The 17,929-nt window shown below is 64.6% G+C and carries 19 protein-coding genes and 2 tRNA genes; 9 read left to right on the forward strand and 12 right to left on the reverse strand.

The features are described from left to right. Window positions 1-75 precede the first annotated feature (75 nt). From CH274_RS14215 to CH274_RS14225, 3 genes are all read left to right on the forward strand, one after another. Window positions 76-753 carry a TetR/AcrR family transcriptional regulator gene (locus tag CH274_RS14215; protein WP_032394598.1) on the forward strand — a complete coding sequence of 226 codons (678 nt, stop codon included), beginning with the start codon at window positions 76-78 and terminating at the stop codon, window positions 751-753. A 178-nt stretch (window positions 754-931) separates the two neighbouring features. After that, entirely contained in the window at window positions 932-2,290 is a 1,359-nt protein-coding gene (locus tag CH274_RS14220; RefSeq protein ID WP_032394599.1) for an MFS transporter, read from the forward strand. Window positions 2,291-2,298: 8 nt separating this feature from the next. Then, complete coding sequence (locus tag CH274_RS14225) at window positions 2,299-3,111, forward strand: N-acyl homoserine lactonase family protein (RefSeq protein WP_256993574.1); 813 nt, start codon at window positions 2,299-2,301, stop codon at window positions 3,109-3,111. A gap of 79 nt (window positions 3,112-3,190) precedes the next feature. Here CH274_RS14225 and clpX read toward each other — a convergent pair whose 3' ends face one another. The 5 genes from clpX to CH274_RS14250 form a co-directional block, all read right to left on the reverse strand. Further along, entirely contained in the window at window positions 3,191-4,471 is a 1,281-nt protein-coding gene (clpX, locus tag CH274_RS14230; RefSeq protein ID WP_032394600.1) for an ATP-dependent Clp protease ATP-binding subunit ClpX, read from the reverse strand. 297 nt (window positions 4,472-4,768) lie between these two features. Continuing rightward, window positions 4,769-5,410 (reverse strand): ATP-dependent Clp protease proteolytic subunit, encoded by a 642-nt coding sequence (locus CH274_RS14235; protein ID WP_094631072.1) that lies wholly within the window; start codon window positions 5,408-5,410, stop codon window positions 4,769-4,771. A 47-nt stretch (window positions 5,411-5,457) separates the two neighbouring features. After that, on the reverse strand, window positions 5,458-6,108 hold the full coding sequence (locus CH274_RS14240) for an ATP-dependent Clp protease proteolytic subunit (RefSeq protein WP_082073666.1): 651 nt from the start codon (window positions 6,106-6,108) through the stop codon (window positions 5,458-5,460). Window positions 6,109-6,191: 83 nt separating this feature from the next. Continuing rightward, window positions 6,192-7,571 carry a trigger factor gene (gene tig / locus CH274_RS14245; RefSeq protein WP_032394780.1) on the reverse strand — a complete coding sequence of 460 codons (1,380 nt, stop codon included), beginning with the start codon at window positions 7,569-7,571 and terminating at the stop codon, window positions 6,192-6,194. A gap of 103 nt (window positions 7,572-7,674) precedes the next feature. Beyond that, window positions 7,675-7,748 (reverse strand) — tRNA-Pro (locus CH274_RS14250). 170 nt (window positions 7,749-7,918) lie between these two features. On the opposite strand from CH274_RS14250, the gene CH274_RS14255 reads away from it, so the two are divergent. Together CH274_RS14255 and CH274_RS14260 are read left to right on the forward strand one after the other, a co-directional pair. After that, a tRNA-Gly gene (locus CH274_RS14255) sits at window positions 7,919-7,992 on the forward strand. A 109-nt stretch (window positions 7,993-8,101) separates the two neighbouring features. After that, window positions 8,102-8,878 carry a hypothetical protein gene (locus tag CH274_RS14260; RefSeq protein ID WP_032394601.1) on the forward strand — a complete coding sequence of 259 codons (777 nt, stop codon included), beginning with the start codon at window positions 8,102-8,104 and terminating at the stop codon, window positions 8,876-8,878. On the opposite strand, the gene CH274_RS14265 is transcribed toward CH274_RS14260, so the two are convergent. Together CH274_RS14265 and CH274_RS14270 are read right to left on the reverse strand one after the other, a co-directional pair. Next, window positions 8,875-9,669 (reverse strand): Fpg/Nei family DNA glycosylase, encoded by a 795-nt coding sequence (locus tag CH274_RS14265; protein WP_094657813.1) that lies wholly within the window; start codon window positions 9,667-9,669, stop codon window positions 8,875-8,877. The genes CH274_RS14260 and CH274_RS14265 overlap by 4 nt on opposite strands. Further along, complete coding sequence (locus CH274_RS14270; RefSeq protein ID WP_032379225.1) at window positions 9,670-10,149, reverse strand: ribose-5-phosphate isomerase; 480 nt, start codon at window positions 10,147-10,149, stop codon at window positions 9,670-9,672. Between the two features lie 16 nt (window positions 10,150-10,165). Between CH274_RS14270 and CH274_RS14275 the strand changes: the two genes are divergently transcribed. Then, complete coding sequence (locus tag CH274_RS14275; RefSeq protein WP_094631070.1) at window positions 10,166-10,828, forward strand: DUF429 domain-containing protein; 663 nt, start codon at window positions 10,166-10,168, stop codon at window positions 10,826-10,828. A 61-nt stretch (window positions 10,829-10,889) separates the two neighbouring features. Here the strand turns inward: CH274_RS14275 and CH274_RS14280 are convergent, their stop codons facing one another. Then, window positions 10,890-11,507 (reverse strand): mycothiol-dependent nitroreductase Rv2466c family protein, encoded by a 618-nt coding sequence (locus tag CH274_RS14280; RefSeq protein WP_045194585.1) that lies wholly within the window; start codon window positions 11,505-11,507, stop codon window positions 10,890-10,892. A 158-nt stretch (window positions 11,508-11,665) separates the two neighbouring features. Here CH274_RS14280 and pepN point away from each other — a divergent pair, with 158 nt between their 5' ends. Then, window positions 11,666-14,239 (forward strand): aminopeptidase N, encoded by a 2,574-nt coding sequence (gene pepN, locus CH274_RS14285; RefSeq protein WP_094657814.1) that lies wholly within the window; start codon window positions 11,666-11,668, stop codon window positions 14,237-14,239. Between the two features lie 91 nt (window positions 14,240-14,330). Here the strand turns inward: pepN and CH274_RS14290 are convergent, their stop codons facing one another. From CH274_RS14290 to CH274_RS14300, 3 genes are all read right to left on the reverse strand, one after another. Beyond that, entirely contained in the window at window positions 14,331-14,807 is a 477-nt protein-coding gene (locus CH274_RS14290) for a DUF5130 family protein (RefSeq protein WP_032394604.1), read from the reverse strand. After that, window positions 14,794-15,045 (reverse strand): aa3-type cytochrome oxidase subunit CtaJ, encoded by a 252-nt coding sequence (ctaJ, locus tag CH274_RS14295; RefSeq protein ID WP_032394605.1) that lies wholly within the window; start codon window positions 15,043-15,045, stop codon window positions 14,794-14,796. The genes CH274_RS14290 and ctaJ overlap by 14 nt, the downstream gene beginning before the upstream one ends. An 81-nt stretch (window positions 15,046-15,126) precedes the next feature. Further along, window positions 15,127-15,789, reverse strand: coding sequence for an HNH endonuclease (locus CH274_RS14300; protein WP_176459074.1), 663 nt, complete (start codon window positions 15,787-15,789; stop codon window positions 15,127-15,129). Between the two features lie 231 nt (window positions 15,790-16,020). Between CH274_RS14300 and CH274_RS14305 the strand changes: the two genes are divergently transcribed. Next, window positions 16,021-16,980, forward strand: a complete 960-nt coding sequence (locus CH274_RS14305; RefSeq protein ID WP_045199538.1) for a mechanosensitive ion channel family protein — start codon at window positions 16,021-16,023, stop codon at window positions 16,978-16,980. Window positions 16,981-17,031: 51 nt separating this feature from the next. After that, entirely contained in the window at window positions 17,032-17,427 is a 396-nt protein-coding gene (locus CH274_RS14310) for a globin (RefSeq protein WP_032394607.1), read from the forward strand. Between the two features lie 18 nt (window positions 17,428-17,445). Here CH274_RS14310 and CH274_RS14315 read toward each other — a convergent pair whose 3' ends face one another. Next, complete coding sequence (locus tag CH274_RS14315) at window positions 17,446-17,913, reverse strand: cupin domain-containing protein (RefSeq protein WP_032394784.1); 468 nt, start codon at window positions 17,911-17,913, stop codon at window positions 17,446-17,448. Between the last annotated feature and the right edge of the window lie 16 nt (window positions 17,914-17,929).

Raw genomic sequence — 17,929 nt, forward strand, 5'->3', positions numbered from 1 at the left:
AATTAGCTCGACGGTACTACGCGCCTGCCTCGCGCCCAACCCTTTCGCCACAATCGGCGCCGATAGAGTTGCTCCATGGCTCCGCGCGCAACCGACACGTCCGACGACACCAGCGGACCCGGCGTCAAGCGTCGACGCAACAGCGACCTGACCCGGCACAACATCCTCGAGGTGGCCACCGAGGAGTTCGCGGACAAGGGCTTCGCAGGAGCGCGCATCGACGAGATCGCCGAGCGGACACACACGACCAAGCGAATGTTGTACTACTACTTCACCGACAAGGAAGGCCTGTACAAGGCCGTGCTCGAACGGTCGTACATGCGCATTCGCGAGCGCGAACGAGACGTGGACGTCGAAGGCCTCGGACCGGTCGAGGCCATTCGTGCCATCGCATCGCTGACATTCGACCATCACGAGGAAAATCCCGACTTCATTCGCCTGGTCTCCACCGAGAACATCCTTCGCGGCGAACACATCTCCACGTCCGAGGCCTTGAGCAACCTCGGCAATCCCGCCGCGGAGCTGCTGTCGAGCATCCTGGCGCGAGGCCAGGCGGACGGCGTGTTCCGGACGGACGTCGATGCCCTCGACGTGCACATGACGATCAGCAGCTTCTGTGTGTTCCGCCTGTCGAATCGGTACACCTTCGAGGCCCTGTTCGGCCGTGACCTCACCGATCCCCGGCATCGAGACCGGCTGCGCTCGATGCTCGGTGACATGATCATCGCGTTCCTGACCTCGCCTTCTCGCTGAAATTCGCGATTTCTCGGTAGGTCTCGTCACGTCAGGGGTTGACACGTGGCATGGATCACGTTCAGTATTCAGAGGCACCCGGTGTTAACCATTTAGTACATTAGCGGTCCGATTGCCGAGAACGCATCGTCGACCAGCGCCTACGCTCCCCCGCCTCACGAAGAGAGACACGAGAACGATGGATTCGCACACCCCCGGCACCCACCCGACGCCGCTTCGCCCCGGGGCGAACCCGCGCAAAGCGGCGACAGCCGCATGGGTCGGAAGCGCCCTCGAGTACTACGACTTCTTCATCTACGGCACGGCCGCCGCGCTCGTCTTCGGCCGCGTGTTCTTCCCGGGCTCCAACCCGGCGACCGGCACCCTGCTGGCCCTGGCCACCTTCGGCGTCGGATACCTTGCACGGCCGCTCGGCGCACTGGTCCTCGGCCACATCGGTGATCGGTACGGACGCAAGAAGGTCATGGTCGCCACGGTCCTGCTGATGGGAATCGCCACCCTGGGCGTCGGCGTCCTGCCGTCGTACGAATCCATCGGCATCGCCGCTCCCATCATCCTGGTGCTGCTTCGGTTGTGCCAGGGATTCTCCGCCGGCGGCGAGCAGGCCGGAGCGAACTCGATGACGCTCGAACATGCCCCGGACAACAGGCGCGCATTCTTCACCAGCTTCACCCTCAGCGGCACTCAGGGCGGACAGATTCTCGCCACCGCCGTGTTCCTGCCCGTCGCCATGCTCCCCGAGGAGGCACTGCTCAGCTGGGGTTGGCGAATCCCGTTCTTCCTCAGCGCTTTCGTCGTCGTCGCCGCCTTCGTCATCCGCCGTTCGCTCGACGAGACCCCGGTCTTCGAGGAAGAGAAGGCCTCGACCGAGCCGCAGCGCCTGCCCGTGGCCGAACTGCTCAGCGAGCATGGGTCGGCCGTGGTACGCGTCATGTTGGCCGCAGTCATCGCCTCGGTCAGCACCATCTTCACCGTCTACGCGCTGTCCTACGCCGTGAACACCGTCGGCCTCGAACGCACCCCCATGCTGTGGGTCGGCGTTCTCGCCAACGTCGTCGCACTGTTCGCACTGCCCTTCTTCGGTGCACTGTCGGATCGCATCGGTCGCAAGCCGGTGTTCCTCTTCGGCTCCATCGGCTGCGCGATCCTGATGTTCGGCTACCTGTGGTCCATCTCGAGCGGCAACTACGTTCTCATCTTCGTCTTCGGCATCGTGATGTTCGGTTTCGTGCACAGCGCCACCGGCGGCGTCTGGCCCTCGTTCTACGGTGAGATGTTCCCGGCCCGGGTCCGCCTGACCGGAACCGCACTGGGAACCCAGATCGGTTTCGCCATCGCAGGATTCGCGCCGACCATCGCGGGCGCGATCGCCGGAGCCGAGATCGGTGCGTGGCTACCCGTCGCTATCGTCACCGCGGTCTTCTGCACCATCAACGTCGTGATCGTCGCGACCTCGAAGGAGACCTTCCGTACCCCCACCGACGAGCTCGGCGTTCGGACCCGCACCACCGACAGCGCGCGCGTCGCGTCGGTCTGACCGACATCGTGATCGACGCACTTCGACCTGCAGCGGCGGGCACCTGGACGGTGCTCGCCCTGCAGTATGCCAGCCGAACGGCATTGCGCGGCAACCTATTTCACCAACGTGACGAACGCAGTACCGAAAGCCAGACGGTGGCCTACTACGTGTGGCTCGCCCTCTCGAAGAACAACACGGTGCTGATCGACGCCGGAATATCCGCTGCCACAGCAGAATCTGTCGACGGGCTCGACTATCACGGATCGCCGATCGACCTACTCGGCGAGCTCGGCCTGACACCGGACGACATCGACACCTGCATCCTGACCCACCTGCACTACGACCACACCGGGGTCGTCGCGGAGCTCCCGATCGCACGATACGTGGTGCAGCGCACAGAACTCGAGTACTGGACCGGGCCGTGGGCCGCCCGCATCACCCGAGAACAATGGTTGCACTCGCGAGCCGACACCGAACACATCGAAACCGCCGATCGCGGGCATCGACTCGCCCTCGTCGACGGCGATCACGAGCTGTTCCCGGGGCTGTCCGTGCACGCCGTCGGCGGACACACCGCAGGCATGCAGGTGGTCAGAGCGAACACCGAACGCGGCCCCGTGGTGTTGGCCTCCGACGCCAGTCATTTCTACGAGAACTTCGAGGACGACAGTCCGTTCGCGATCCTGCACGCGTTGCCGGACATGTACGGGGCCTTCGACCGAATCCGAGAGCTCGCCGCCGGCTCCGGTACCGTCGTGCCCGGCCACGACCCCCTGGTTCGAGACCGATTCGCCGCGTTGACCGACGTTCCCGGCGCGCACGCGGTGATCATCGGCTGAACACAGCGAAAACGACGAATCCCCGACCTTGGGATGAGGTCGGGGATTCGTCGTTGTTCGGCAGCTCGGTCGGCGCGTATCAGGCGGACTTGTCGCGGCGTTCCGGACGCTCGGGCTTGCGCGGCACGATGGTCGGCAGCACGTTGTCGTTCACGGTCTCGGCAGTCACGACGACCTTCTCCACGTCGTCGCGGCTCGGGATGTCGTACATCACCGGAAGCAGAACTTCTTCCATGATCGCGCGCAGTCCACGAGCACCGGTTCCACGGAGAATGGCCTGGTCCGCGATCGCTTCGAGGGCCTCGGTGGTGAACTCGAGCTCGACGCCGTCCATGTCGAACAACCGGCGATACTGCTTGACGAGCGCGTTCTTCGGCTCGGACAGAATCGTCACCAGCGACTCCTTGTCCAGGTTCGTCACCGACGCGATCATCGGCAGTCGCCCGATGAACTCGGGAATCAGACCGAACTTGATCAGATCCTCCGGCATGACCTCGGCGAAGTGATCCTGCGTGTCGATCTCGGCCTTCGAGCGAACTTCGGCTCCGAATCCGAGCCCGCGCTTGCCGACCCGATCGGAGACGATCTTCTCGAGTCCGGCGAATGCACCGGCGACGATGAAGAGCACGTTGGTGGTGTCGATCTGGATGAACTCCTGATGCGGATGCTTGCGCCCACCCTGCGGCGGCACGCTGGCCTGAGTTCCTTCCAGAATCTTGAGCAGCGCCTGCTGCACGCCTTCACCGGACACGTCACGCGTGATCGACGGGTTCTCGCTCTTGCGAGCGATCTTGTCGACCTCGTCGATGTAGATGATGCCGGTCTCGGCGCGCTTGACGTCGTAGTCCGCGGCCTGGATCAGTTTGAGCAGGATGTTCTCGACATCCTCGCCCACGTATCCGGCCTCGGTGAGCGCGGTGGCGTCGGCGATGGCGAAGGGCACGTTGAGCATCTTGGCCAGGGTCTGCGCGAGGTACGTCTTTCCACACCCCGTCGGTCCGAGCATCAGGATGTTCGACTTCGCCAGTTCGACGGATTCGCCTCGCACGTCGCGTGCCTTGTCACCGGCCTGGATGCGCTTGTAATGGTTGTAGACCGCTACGGCCAACGTGCGCTTGGCAGCGTCCTGACCGATCACGTAGTTCTCGAGAAAGTCCTTGATCTCGGAGGGCTTGGGGAGGTCGTCGAGCTTGACCTCGCTCGATTCGGCCAATTCCTCTTCGATGATCTCGTTGCAGAGGTCGATGCACTCGTCGCAGATGTACACCCCTGGTCCAGCGATGAGCTTCTTGACCTGCTTCTGGCTCTTGCCGCAGAAGGAGCACTTCAGCAGATCGCCACCGTCACCGATGCGTGCCATTCGGAGGTTCCTACTTCCTTGTCCGCGTACGACCCACGCCGACCGGGTGTGGCCGAAACCTTCGTGGGCTACTTCTCGGTCTGTCGTCATGCCGACTTCGGTCGACCGAGTTCTTGGATGCGACGGTACCCGTGTTCGCCGAACATGGGCGGGTTGTTTCCGGTGATTCGCCACCCGATTTCGTCGAATGGACCATTCGGGTCGTCGATCACGACCGCCGGGCGGAGTTTCACACTCACGCCCGGCGTCGGAATCTTCTGCCGGACCCGTCAGGTCCGACCGGTGATACTCGCTCTGCTACTTCTGGGCAGAGAGCTTGCGGTACTCGAACACGGTGTCGATGATTCCGTAGTCCTTGGCCTGTTCCGCGGTGAGGATCTTGTCGCGATCGGTGTCCTTGCGGATGACGTCGGGATCCTTGCCGGTGTGGCGGCCGAGGGTGGTCTCCATGAGTCGACGCATGCGCTCGATCTCGGCGGCCTGGATCTCCAGGTCGGACACCTGGCCCTGAATGCCACCGCTCGAGGGCTGATGAATCAGCACGCGCGCGTTGGGCAACGCCGCACGCTTACCGGGAGTGCCTGCGGCGAGCAGGACGGCCGCGGCCGACGCGGCCTGGCCGAGGCAGACGGTCGCAACATCGGCGCGGACGTACTGCATCGTGTCGTAGATCGCCATCAGCGAGGTGAACGAGCCACCGGGCGAGTTGATGTACATCGTGATGTCTCGGTCGGGGTCGAGGCCCTCGAGCACCAGCAGCTGCGCCATGACGTCGTTGGCGGACGCGTCGTCGACCTGGACGCCGAGGAAGATGATGCGCTCCTCGAACAGCTTGTTGTACGGGTTCGATTCCTTCACGCCGTAGCTGGAGTGCTCGACGAAGGAGGGCAAAATGTATCGGGAGGACGGCAGCTGAGTGGGGTCGAACAGGTTTGTCATCGTTTCTCCAAGATGTAAGTGATCGAGGGTCGCCGGGAGCGGCCGAGTTACTCGCCGATTCCGCCGGCCTGCCGCGCACGGCTGACGACGTGGTCCACGAACCCGTATTCCTTGGCCGCCTGCGCCGTGAACCAGCGGTCACGATCGGAGTCTTCGGTGATCTGCTCGACGGTCTGGCCGGTGTGCTGGGCGATGAGCTCAGCCATCTCACGCTTGGTGTGCGCGAACTGCTCGGCCATGATGGCGATGTCGGAGGCACTGCCGCCGATACCGGCCGAAGGCTGATGCATCATGATGCGCGCGTGCGGCAGGGCGTAGCGCTTGCCCTTGGCACCGGCAGAGAGCAGGAACTGACCCATCGAGGCAGCCAGACCCATTCCGTAGGTCGCGATGTCGCACTCGGCGAATTCCATCGTGTCGAAAATGGCCATACCCGCGGTGACCGAGCCACCGGGCGAGTTGATGTACAGCGCGATGTCGCGAGTGGGGTCCTCGGCCGAGAGCAGCAGGATCTGAGCGCACAACTTGTTGGCGATGTCGTCGTCGACCTGGGTACCGAGGAAAATGATGCGGTTTTGAAGCAGACGCTCGTACACGGAGTCGCTGAGATTCAGCCCTGCTGCAGCCGAAGTCATGACGGGACTCTGCTGGTGCGAAGCCGCCGGATTCTGAACAGTCACGGTACCTGCCTTTTCCATAACAAATCGTTGGTTCCTGACACAGACACTAACGAAAGACGGCGGCTCCGGAGTCCCGGAACCGCCGTCGTTCGCTGTGAGCGTTACTTCTCTTGTTCGCCCTCGGAAGAATCTGCTGCTTCGACCTCGTCGGGAGCATCGGCGGGGCTGCCGAACAGCTCTGCGGTGTCGACGCTCGCGCCGGTGGTGTCGGTCACGGTGACGCGCTCGACGACCGAAGCCAGCGCCTTACCGCGCTTGACATCGGCGAACACGGCACCGAGCTGGTTGGCCTGCTGCACCTGCTGAATGAACTGCTCGGGCGGCATGCCGTAGCGCTGCGCCTGGAAGATGATTCGCTCGGTGAGCTCTTCCTGCCCGACCTGGGTGTTCTCGGCTTCGGCGATCGCATCGAGAAGGAGCTGGGTGCGCACCGACTTCTCGGCACCTTCCTTGACGTCCTTGTCGAATTCCTCGCGGCTCGAACCCTGCGACTCGAGCAGCTCGGCGAGTGCTTCCTCGTTGTGGTCGAGGCCGTGGATGGCCTCGTGCACCTGGGAATCGACCTCGGCCTTGACGACGGCCTCGGGAGCCGGGATCTCGATCGTGTCGAGCAGCGTCTCGAGCACCTTGTCGCGAATCTGACCGGCCTGCTCGACCTTCGCGACTCGCTCGACGCGGGTCCTCAGATCGGCGAGCAGCTCGTCGAACGTGTCGAACTCGCTGGCCAGCTGAGCGAACTCGTCGTCGGCCTCGGGCAGCTCGCGCTCCTTGACGGACACGACCTTGACCGTGACGACGGCTTCCTTGCCTGCGTACTCACCGGCAACGAGAGTGGAGGTGAATTCCTTCGACTCGTCGGCCGACACGCCGATGATCGCGTCGTCGAGTCCCTCGATGAGCTGGCCGGAGCCGACCTCGTGGGACAGCCCACTCGCGGTTGCCTCTTCGACGTTCTCGCCGTCGACGGTGGCCGAGAGGTCGATCGAGACGAAGTCGCCCGACTGGACGGGACGATCGACACCGGTCAGGGTGCCGAAACGCTGGCGCAGCGACTGCAGCTGCTCGTCGACGGCCTCGTCCTTGATCTCGAGCGGATCGACGACGACGCTGATGGTCGAGTAGTCGGGCAGATCGATCTCGGGGCGGACGTCGACCTCGGCGGTGAACGTGAGCTCGGTACCGTCCTCGATCTTGGTGATCTCGATCTCGGGCTGGCCGATGACCTTGACCTTCTCGTTGGTCACGGCCTCGGAGTAGCGAGAGGGAAGAGCGTCGTTGACGACCTGCTCGAGAACCGCACCACGGCCGACACGAGCCTCGAGCAACTTGGCCGGAGCCTTGCCGGGACGGAAGCCGGGGAGGCGGATCTGCTGAGCCAAAGCCTTGTACGCGCGGTCGAAATCAGGCTTGAGCTCCTCGAAGGGCACCTCAACGTTGATACGGACTCGCGTCGGGCTCAGCTGCTCGACGGTGCTCTTCACGGGACATGCTCCTTCTGGTGGTTCTTGCTTGCTGGTGGTTCCGGTGTGCTGTCTGCTCTCGCTCGCCACGAACACGGCGAGCCGTGCCTGCGGCTCTCTTTTGTCGGGGTGACAGGAATTGAACCTGCGACCCTCCGCTCCCAAAGCGGATGCGCTACCAAGCTGCGCCACACCCCGTCGTACGGACACCATTGAACAGCAACCGATAGTAGCCCCCCGTGGGCGCCCCACCGATGACGTTCGGACGAACCGCTCGCGGCGGGCCGGTTTGGAATCCGGCGTCGGCGTTGGGTACAGTCTTGAAACGCAGGCGACGGAACTGGCGATCCCACGACTGTTGTTTGCACGCCGATGTAGCTCAATGGTAGAGCCCCTGTCTTCCAAACAGGCTACGCGAGTTCGATTCTCGTCATCGGCTCCACCGAAAGGCCCCGCACTCCTGGTGCGGGGCTTTTTCGTGTCCGCGTACCCTGGACGGTGTCCGAATTGTCCGTACGAACCGGGCATGCACCGTCGGCGGAAGGTCCGCAGTGGAAATCGTCCTGATCGTCATCGTCATCGCCGCAGTGGCCCTGTTGGTGCTGCGAAGCAAGAAGAACTCGGCCGCGGCCGCCGAAACCGCGCTGGCCGACGCCAAGGCCGATGCCCGGCAGTCGATCGAGCGTCTCGGCGGCCAGGTCTACAACCTGATCGGCACCGACACCGCCTCCAAGCAGGCCCTGGCCGACGCATCCGAACGCAACATCGCCGCCGGTTCGCAGATCGACCAGGCCACTACCCCCGAACAGGCCCGACTGGCCAAGCAGACGGCGCTCGAGGGTCTCTACTACATCCGCGCCGCCCGCCTGGCGATGGGCATGGACCCGGGCCCGGAGGTCCAGGGCATCGACGGCCAGCAGCAGGCGGGTCGAGTCACCGAGGATCGCAAGGTCGACTTCGAGGGCCGTGAGATCGCGGCATCGCCGGATCCGTCCGATCGCACCCCGAACTACTACCCCGGTGGCCGAGTCGCGGGCCGTCCGGTACCCGCGGGCTGGTACTCCGAGCCGTGGTGGCGGCCGGCCTTGGTGGCAGGTGCATGGGGAATGGGTTCGATGTTCCTGTTCTCGGCAATGTTCTCCGGCATGGCAGGGGTGCCGGAGGAGACCGCGGCAGGCGAAGACATGGGGGCCGACGGTTCCGACGGGGGCAGCGGCGACGACTACTCCGGCGGCGACACCGAATACGGTGCGATGGACGACGGCGGCGGGGGCATGTTCGACGGCGGAGCCGACTTCGGCGGTGGGGGCGACTTCGGCGGGTTCTAGGTCGCCTGACAGACCGGGCACCAGAACAGGTTTCGAGCCTGCATCATCGAGTGCAGGATGTCGGCTCCGCACACCCGGCAGGGATACCCCTGCCTGCGGTAGACGTAGGACCGCGGTCGCCGTGCACCGTAAGTGTCGCCGTGATCGTCCTCGGGCCGGATGGTGATGATGCGCCCGCGTCGGACACCGATCGCCATGAGGTCGACGAGGTCGAACCAGATCGCATCCCACTCGGCTCGATCGAGGTCCTTGCCGGGCCGCATGGGGTTGATCTCGTGCCGGAACAGGATCTCGGCGCGGTAGACGTTGCCGACTCCGGCGAGCACCTTCTGATCCATCAGCAACGTGCCGATTGCCGTGCGCGACTTAGAGATTCGCGCCCACGCTGCGTCCGGATCGGCGTCCTTACGCAGCGGGTCCGGTCCCAGGCGCGCCACCAGGGCGTCGACCTGCTCCTCGGTGTAGATCTCGCAGGCGGTGGGGCCGCGCAGGTCGACACCGTACTTCTCCCCCACCATGCGCAATCGCACGGCACCGACCGGATCGTCCAGCGGCACAGCCTGTTCGGTGAACTTCCCGTACAGACCGAGATGGATGTGAACGATCAGATCGGACTCGTATCGGTGCAGCAGATGCTTACCCCAGGCCTCGGCCTTCTCGAGGACGAGGCCGTCGATCAGCGCGGCACCGGAGGCGAACCGCCCCTGTGGGCTGCTCGCCCGAACCGGTGCCCCGCCGAACCGACGTCCGTGCAACCGAGCCAGTCGGTGCAGAGTGTGACCCTCGGGCACCTATGCGGGCTTTCCCGGCACCTCGGGTGCCTCGCCACTGCGCTCGTACTCGGACAGGATGTCGATGCGACGCTGGTGGCGCTCCTCGCCCGAGAACGGGGTACCGAGGAAGGCGTCGACGATCGCGAGGGCTTCGGGCAGCGTGTGCATGCGGCCGCCGATGCCGATGAGCTGAGCGTCGTTGTGCTCGCGGGCCAACTTCGCGGTCTCGACGCTCCACGCCAACGCGCAGCGAGCGCCGGGCACCTTGTTGGCGGCGATCTGCTCGCCGTTTCCGGAACCGCCGAGCACCAGGCCGCGGCTACCCGGATCGGCGACTACGCGGCGTGCTGCGTCGATGCAGAATGCCGGGTAGTCGTCGACGGGGTCGTAGTCGAAGGCACCGCAGTCGACGGGCTCGTGCCCGGTCGCCGTCAGGTGTTCGATGATCTGATTCTTGAACTCGAGGCCGGCGTGGTCGGCACCCAGGTATACGCGCATGCCTAGAGTCTGACAGGTGAACTCCGAAGCCGAGAAATTCGCCGGTGTGGACGGCGCGAAGGGCGCATGGGTGGTCGCGATCTCGGCCGGGACCACGCTGACGTGGACCGGTTGCGCGTCGGTGGCCGACGTGCTCGAGGTGACTCGGGACTGCGCACGAGTGGGAGTCGACATGCCGCTGTCGTTGCCCCGGGGCGGTTATCGCGTCAGCGAACTGGAGGCCAAGAGGTTTCTCGGAACGGCGAGGAGCTCGATCTTCCACACGCCGGTCGTCGACGTGCTCGCCGCCGAGTCGTATCCCGAAGCGTGTGCGGTGTCTCGGCAACTCACCGGCAAGGCGATCAGCAAGCAGACGTGGCACATCCTGCCGTCCGTGAAGGCCTGGCTCGATGCCGACTTCGACCGGGACCGGTACGTCGAGGTACATCCCGAATGCTCGTTCCGGGCGATGTCACCGACGACGACGTTCGCGTCGAAGAAGTCTGGCCGAGGTGCCGGGCAGCGTTTGTCCACCCTGATGCGCTGGCAAGAACACCTCGATCTCGCGGATCTGCCGCCCGGACCCGCCGTCGACGATGTTCTCGACGCGGCCGCAGCGGCGTGGTCGGCGAGGCGGTTTCACGTCGGCGAGCATCGGACGTTCGGTACCGAGGACAGCTCGGATCGGATCGTCGCCTGACGAACCCCGTGCGCGGAAACTCGTAGCAGGGTACGAATTTCCGCGCACGAGGATCATGCGATCAGTCGAACTGTGGGTCCTCGTTGCGGGTGCGCTTGAGCTCGTAGAAGTGCGGGTACGACGCGAAGATCACCGACGCGTCCCAGAGCTTGCCTGCTTCTTCACCGCGCGGGATTCGGGAGAGCACGGGGCCGAAGAAGGCCACGCCGTTGACGTGGATGGTCGGGGTGCCGACATCGGGCCCCACCTTGTCCATGCCCGCGTGATGACTGGTCCGCAGGTCCTCGTCGTAGTCGGTGCTCTCGGCGGCCTTCGCAAGGTCACCGGGCAGATCCAGTTCCGCGAGCGACTCCGAGATCACGACGTCGAAATCCTTGTTGCCCTCGTTGTGAATTCGCGTTCCCATGGCCGCGTACAGCGGGGCGAGAACCTCGTCGCCCTTCAGTTTAGCTGCGGCGATCGCCACCCGAACCGGCCCCCAGGCCTTCTTCATCATCGCGGCGTATTCCTCGGGCAGATCGCGGCCCTCGTTGAGCACTGCCAGGCTCATGACGTGGAAGTTCACGTCGATGTCTCGCACCTGCTGCACCTCGAGAATCCACCGCGAGGTGATCCAACACCACGGGCACAGTGGGTCGAACCAAAAATCCGCAGTGTCTTTCTGTCCTGAACCGGCCACTGTCCTACTCCTTGGAAGTCGAGGTCAACGTCTCTTCATTGCGTAACAACCGCCCACCGCGCAGACATTCCGCACGGCCCGTCGGCCAGCGAGGGGTACGCGTGACGTGATGGGATGGAAGGCACTATCCATAACTACACGAAGAGGTGTCGACTGAAGTGGTTGCTCCCAACCTGACGCGTGACCAAGCCTCCGAGCGTTCGGCGATCATCGGGGAAACGAAGTACGCGATCGTTCTCGATCTCACCGACGGCGAGGGCAATCCGGGCGAGAAGACCTTCCGCTCGCTCACCACCATCACGTTCGCGGCCACCGCCGGGGCGTCGACTTTCGTGGACGTCATCGCGAGCACGATCCGCTCTGCGACGCTCAACGGCACCGATCTCGATACCGCCGACTACGACGAGTCGACCGGCCTCGCGCTCGAGAATCTGGCCGAGCACAACGAACTCGTCATCGATGCGGACTGCGTCTACTCGCACACGGGCGAGGGACTGCACCGTTTCGTCGATCCGTCGGACGGCACGGTCTACCTGTACTCGCAGTTCGAGACCGCCGATGCAAAGCGTATGTTCGCCTGCTTCGATCAGCCCGATCTCAAGGCCACCTTCGATCTGAAGGTCACCGCGCCGGAGAGCTGGACGATCATCTCCAATGCCGCGCACGCCGCCGAGCCTGCGGCGGGCGAGCACGTGTTCGACACGACACCGTTGATGAGCACCTACCTCGTCGCACTGATCGCCGGACCGTACGCGGAGTGGACCGACTCGTACACCGACGACCACGGCACCATTCCCCTCGGAATCTATTGCCGCGCTTCACTTGCCGAGCACATGGACGCAGAGCGCCTGTTCACCGAGACCAAGCAGGGCTTCGGTTTCTACCACGAGAACTTCGGCACCCCCTACGCGTTCGGCAAGTACGACCAGCTCTTCGTGCCCGAGTTCAATGCCGGTGCCATGGAGAACGCGGGTGCCGTCACGTTCCTCGAGGACTACGTCTTCCGGTCCAAGGTGACGCGGTACTCGTACGAACGGCGCGCCGAGACCGTGCTGCACGAGATGGCACACATGTGGTTCGGCGACCTGGTGACCATGACGTGGTGGGACGACCTGTGGCTCAACGAGTCGTTCGCGACGTTCGCCTCGGTGCTGTGCCAGTCCGAGGCAACCGAGTACACCAACGCGTGGACCACTTTCGCCAACGTCGAGAAGGCCTGGGCCTACCGTCAGGACCAGTTGCCGTCGACGCACCCCATCGCCGCCGACATTCCCGATCTCGCGGCCGTGGAGGTCAACTTCGACGGCATCACCTACGCCAAGGGCGCGAGTGTGCTCAAGCAACTGGTGGCGTACGTCGGTAAGGAGGACTTCCTCGCCGGATTGCGGGCGTACTTCGTCGATCATGCCTTCGCCAACGCCACGTTCTCGGATCTGCTTGCCGCTCTGGAGAAGTCGTCGGGACGCGATCTCTCCGACTGGGGTGCCCAGTGGCTGCGCACCACCGGCCTGAACACCTTGAGCCCGGATTTCGACGTCGACGCCGACGGCAAGTTCACCCGCTTCTCGGTGCTGCAGACCGGTGCTGCCCCGGGTGCGGGCGAGCATCGCGTGCACCGCATCGCGGTGGGAATCTACGACGACGTCGACGGCAAGCTGGTGCGCACCGACCGCGTCGAACTCGACCTCGACGCGGCCGAGTCGACGACCGTCGATGCGTTGGTCGGCGTCTCGCGCGGCAAGCTCGTCCTGGTCAACGACGACGACCTGACGTACTGCGCGGTGCGACTCGACCCGGACTCGCTCGATGTCCTTCTCTCTCGAATCGCCGACATCGCCGAGCCACTCCCCCGCACCCTCGCGTGGTCGGCGGCCTGGGAGATGACTCGATCCGCCGAGATGAAGGCGCGAGACTTCGTGGCCCTCGTCCAGCGCGGAATCGGCGCTGAGACGGAAGTGGGTGTGGTGCAACGACTTCTGCTGCAGGCCCAGACCGCAATCTCCAGCTACGCCGACCCGGCATGGGCGGCCGAGCACGGTACCCCCGAGTTCGCCGATGCACTGCTCGACCTGGCGCGCAGCGCCGAAGCGGGCTCGGATCACCAGCTGGCATTCGTCAATGCTCTCACCGGCACCGAGCTCGGCGACCGTCACATCGACGTGCTGAGGGCACTGCTCGACGGTGATGTGGAGGGGCAGTCGCTGGAGGGCCTCGGCGTGGATACCGATCTGCGCTGGCGCATCGTCACGGCGCTGGCCGGTGCCGGTGCGATCGACGCCGACGGCCTGGACTCGCCGGTGATCGACGCCGAGGCGGCCAGGGACAACACTGCCGCCGGAGCCCGGTCGGCAGCGGCTGCACGAGCCGCTCGGCCCAGCGCGGAGGTCAAGGAGCAGGCCTGGACGACAGTGGTGGACGACGATGCGGTTCCCAACATCACGGCCCGCTCGATCATCGGCGGCTTCGCCGGACCAGGTCAGGACGAGCTGCTCGAACCGTACGTCGCCCGCTATTTCGACGCCATCGAAGGTGTCTGGGCGCGTCGTTCGAGTGAGGTCGCGCAGACCGTCGTGGTGGGCCTGTACCCGTCCTGGTCGATCTCGGAGGACTCCCTCGCTGCGGCGGACGGATTCCTCGACGGCGACCTACCGCCCGCGCTCCGACGCCTGGTGATCGAGGGCCGGGCCGGAATCGTTCGGGCTCTCGCTGCACGGGAGCTCGACGCGAGCTGATCTCGACGGCACCGACGACGAGGGCCAGTTGCACCACCCGGAGGTGGAGCAACCGGCCCTCGTCGTACGAGCGCGGTCGGGAGGAAGGGAGCTAGGGGCTCAGGATGGACGCGGCCATCACCCGGACGGAGGTGACCAGACCGTCGATGAGGTTTCCGTCGCGGAACGGGCCGAGGGCCGCGGTGACACCCAACTGTGCGACCCGGTCGGTCGCTCGGTTGGACACTCGCTTGCCGGTGCGGATCTCGAGTGCGTGCCGATTGGGGTCGACGGCGATCAGCACCGAACGAACGGCATCGGGAGTCCCGGGGAACACCGAATCCGCACCCGCGGCCGGATCGACGCCGAGATCACCGATGTAGACGTTGAACCGGATCTTGGTCTGCCGAATCGCTTGGGTGAGTGCGTCGTCGAGCGCAACCAGGTCCTGCGTGGCGAACGGCAGGTGCTCGGGATTGGCGGTCCCGAACTCGTGAGCCGCCGAGACACGGCCGCTCGAGGTGAGCGCAGCCCCGAAAGGCAGGTCTTCTTCTCTGACGTCACTGCGGACGAGTTCACCACTTGCCACTTGCGGAACCTCCGATCGAGTCGGCTGTGTCGGCGTCGTGCGAACCGTGGCCTCCGAAAGGAGTCACCTCGTCCGTAGCACTCCACAGCAATGGCTCGCGCGTCCACTCGTCCGTCAGTCGGTAGGGCGGAACGTCCATACCGGGCTGCTTGTCGGTCAAGTAGGACAACGCGCCGAGGAGTCCGATCACCGCAACCGGAATCACCCCGAATATCAGCGTGGTCTCAAAAATGCTCACGGGGTGTGACGTTAGTCGACAATTGCGCGTCGGACCACGTCGGGGCCGGTGTTGTGACCGAAATGTGCGGACCCGACCGCGTCAGGCAGCACCCTCACCGAGGTACGCGAGCCACGTCGGGTCGAGCTCCTTGGTCGTCGCCAACAGTCGCCAGTGCGGACCCTTGGGCGGCACCAACTGGGCGCGCAGTGTCCAGCCGATCTCACTGAGCAATTTGTCCGCCTTGCGATGGTTGCACGAGGCGCAGCAAGCGACGCAGTTCTCCCACGAGTGGCCACCTCCGCGACTACGCGGGACCACATGGTCGACGGTTTCGGCTTTGCTTCCGCAGTACGCGCACCGGAACCGATCGCGGTGCATCAGCGCGGCGCGGGTCATCGGCACTCGCGCTCGGTACGGAACACGGACGAACGTCCGCAATCTGATCACCGACGGCACCTGGACCGAGAAGTCCGCAGACCGAATGAACGGGCCCTCCGGATCGTCGTGCACCACGTCGGCTTTCCCACAAACGAGAAGAACCACCGCCCGGCGCATCGGAAGCGCGGTCAGTGGTTCGAATGTGGCATTGAGGAGCAGCACACGGCGCTTGACCCACGCCGGAACGGCGTCGTCGCCCGTGGCGGTGTGAGCCGTCGGCACCACACGCAGCGGAGAAGCCCCCGAGGCCGTCTCACGCTGGTCGTGCGTGGTGCGGCCCTCAGTGGGCGGGAGTTGTCGATGGCGGTGTTGCGAGTTCTTCATGCGTTGCTCCAGAGACAGTCGGCGCCCGCGCATGGCTTGCGTGGAACACGAGTGACAGTGGAACACGAATACACCGTCCACGCACAGCCTTTTTCTCGGCATTTTCTGTTGCCGAACGGTGAACATCTCGCGTCCTCGCGTTCACGATCGACGATCGGCGGCTCCATGCGCAGCGTGACTGGCGAGATCTCGACGTCTCCGTAGACTTTTCGGGTGTCCGTATCAACCTTCCTGTCCGCATCGTCCCTTCCCGACCCGTCGCTGTTGCGAGATCTCGACACCCGAGCTTTCGAGTTGACGGAGACCGGACGCGACTGGTTGGTCGATCGTCCGCTGCAGGCTCTGGGCTATCTGGTCCTCGCCATCGTGCTGCGACTGGTCCTGCACAAACTGATCGACCGATTCACCCGCAACAACGTCGGGAAGTCTCCGATGCTGTTGCGTCCGCTCCGCGACCGGTCGTCGAGCACCGTCAAGGGCGCGATTCTCAACGAGCGTCGCAAACAACGGGCCAACACGATCGGCTCGGTGCTCAAGTCGGCGGTCTCGGTCATGATTCTCACGTGGTTCGTGCTCTCGGTGCTCGATGTGGCGGGGGTCAATGTCGCTCCGTTCATCGCCTCGGCGGGCATCGTCGGTGTCGCCTTGGGCTTCGGTGCCCAGAACCTGGTTCGAGACTTCCTGTCGGGCATCTTCATGCTCCTCGAGGACCAGTACGGAGTGGGTGACGTCGTCGACCTCGGTGAAGCGACCGGCACCGTCGAGAGCGTGGGGCTACGCGTCACGACGATCAGGGATGTCAACGGCACGGTCTGGTACTGCCGCAACGGCGAGGTGCTGCGCGTGGGCAACATGAGTCAGGGTTTCGCGGTCGCCGTTCTCGATCTGCCCGTGTCCCACACGGCCAACATCGACGAGGCCCGCGCAGTCGCCGAACGCACCACGCTGAAGGTGGTGGAGTCGAAAGACTTCGCCGACGACATTCTCGAACCGCCCGAGATGCTCGGGGTCAATGCGGTCAGCGCCGACACGGTCACCATCCGCATCACGATCAAGACCCGCCCCGGCCGCCAGTGGGCCGTGCAGCGCCGACTCCACCAGGAGATACTCCAGGCATTCGACGATGCCGACATCAAGGCACCGTACGCACTGGGTCGCCCGGGTGGGGTCGTGGCCGAGCGCGGCAACTGAACAGACCATGATGGTGAGCGACTCCGACCAGGAACGAACAGAGAGAGTGTGATGACCGAACCGCAGCAGACGTTCTACGACGCGGTAGGCGGTGCCGAGACGTTCCGGTCACTCACGGCGAAGTTCTACGAGGAAGTCGCCAAGGACGAGATAGTGCGCCCGTTGTACCCGGAGGAGGATCTGGCACCGGCAGAACGACGGATGCGGATGTTCCTCGAACAGTACTGGGGCGGTCCGCGGACGTACTCCGACGAGCGCGGTCATCCTCGATTGCGGATGCGACACAACCCGTTTCGGATCGGACCGATGGAGCGAGACGCGTGGCTTCGCTGCATGCACATCGCGATCGCGTCGATCGACCCGAAGGTCATGGACTCCGCGCACCGAGCACAGCTGATCGACTACATGGAGATGGCCGCCAATTCGATGATGAACTCGGCGATCTGACGGCGGCAGCGCAGCGGGTTACAGCGATCCGACCCGCTGCGGGCTCTTGCCGCCGGCAGCGGCCCTGAGGTTGCCCATGCGGGCGCGAACGGAACCGGCCACCTTGAGTGCGAAACTCACGGGCGCCGGCAGATGCTGGCGCAGAATGGCGTGCTTGCGTACGTAGTTCTCGACGTGCCACTCCGACCAGGTGCCCGCACGGAACAGTGCAGCATCACCCGGGAGCAGGGTGCGCGGTGCGTGGTCGTCACTGGACACGGTCACCGAACCGTCCATGATGTGCACGATCTCGTCGACGGCGAAGTACCAACGGAAACGTCCCGCAGTGCAGTCCCATACGTTGGTGGTGGTGGTGCCGTCGATGCTCTTCGACCACTCGGCGAGGCGCGCCTGCGGGTTTCCTTCGAGTATCCAGGTGGGTTCGATGGGGCTGTCGTCGAGTGCGATGTCGCCGAGTCGTACGGCTTCGATGGTCGAAGTGATCATGGTTTCCGTCGCGTCC

The organism is Rhodococcus sp. 06-418-5, from assembly GCF_002258285.1.
GTDB lineage: Bacteria > Actinomycetota > Actinomycetes > Mycobacteriales > Mycobacteriaceae > Rhodococcoides.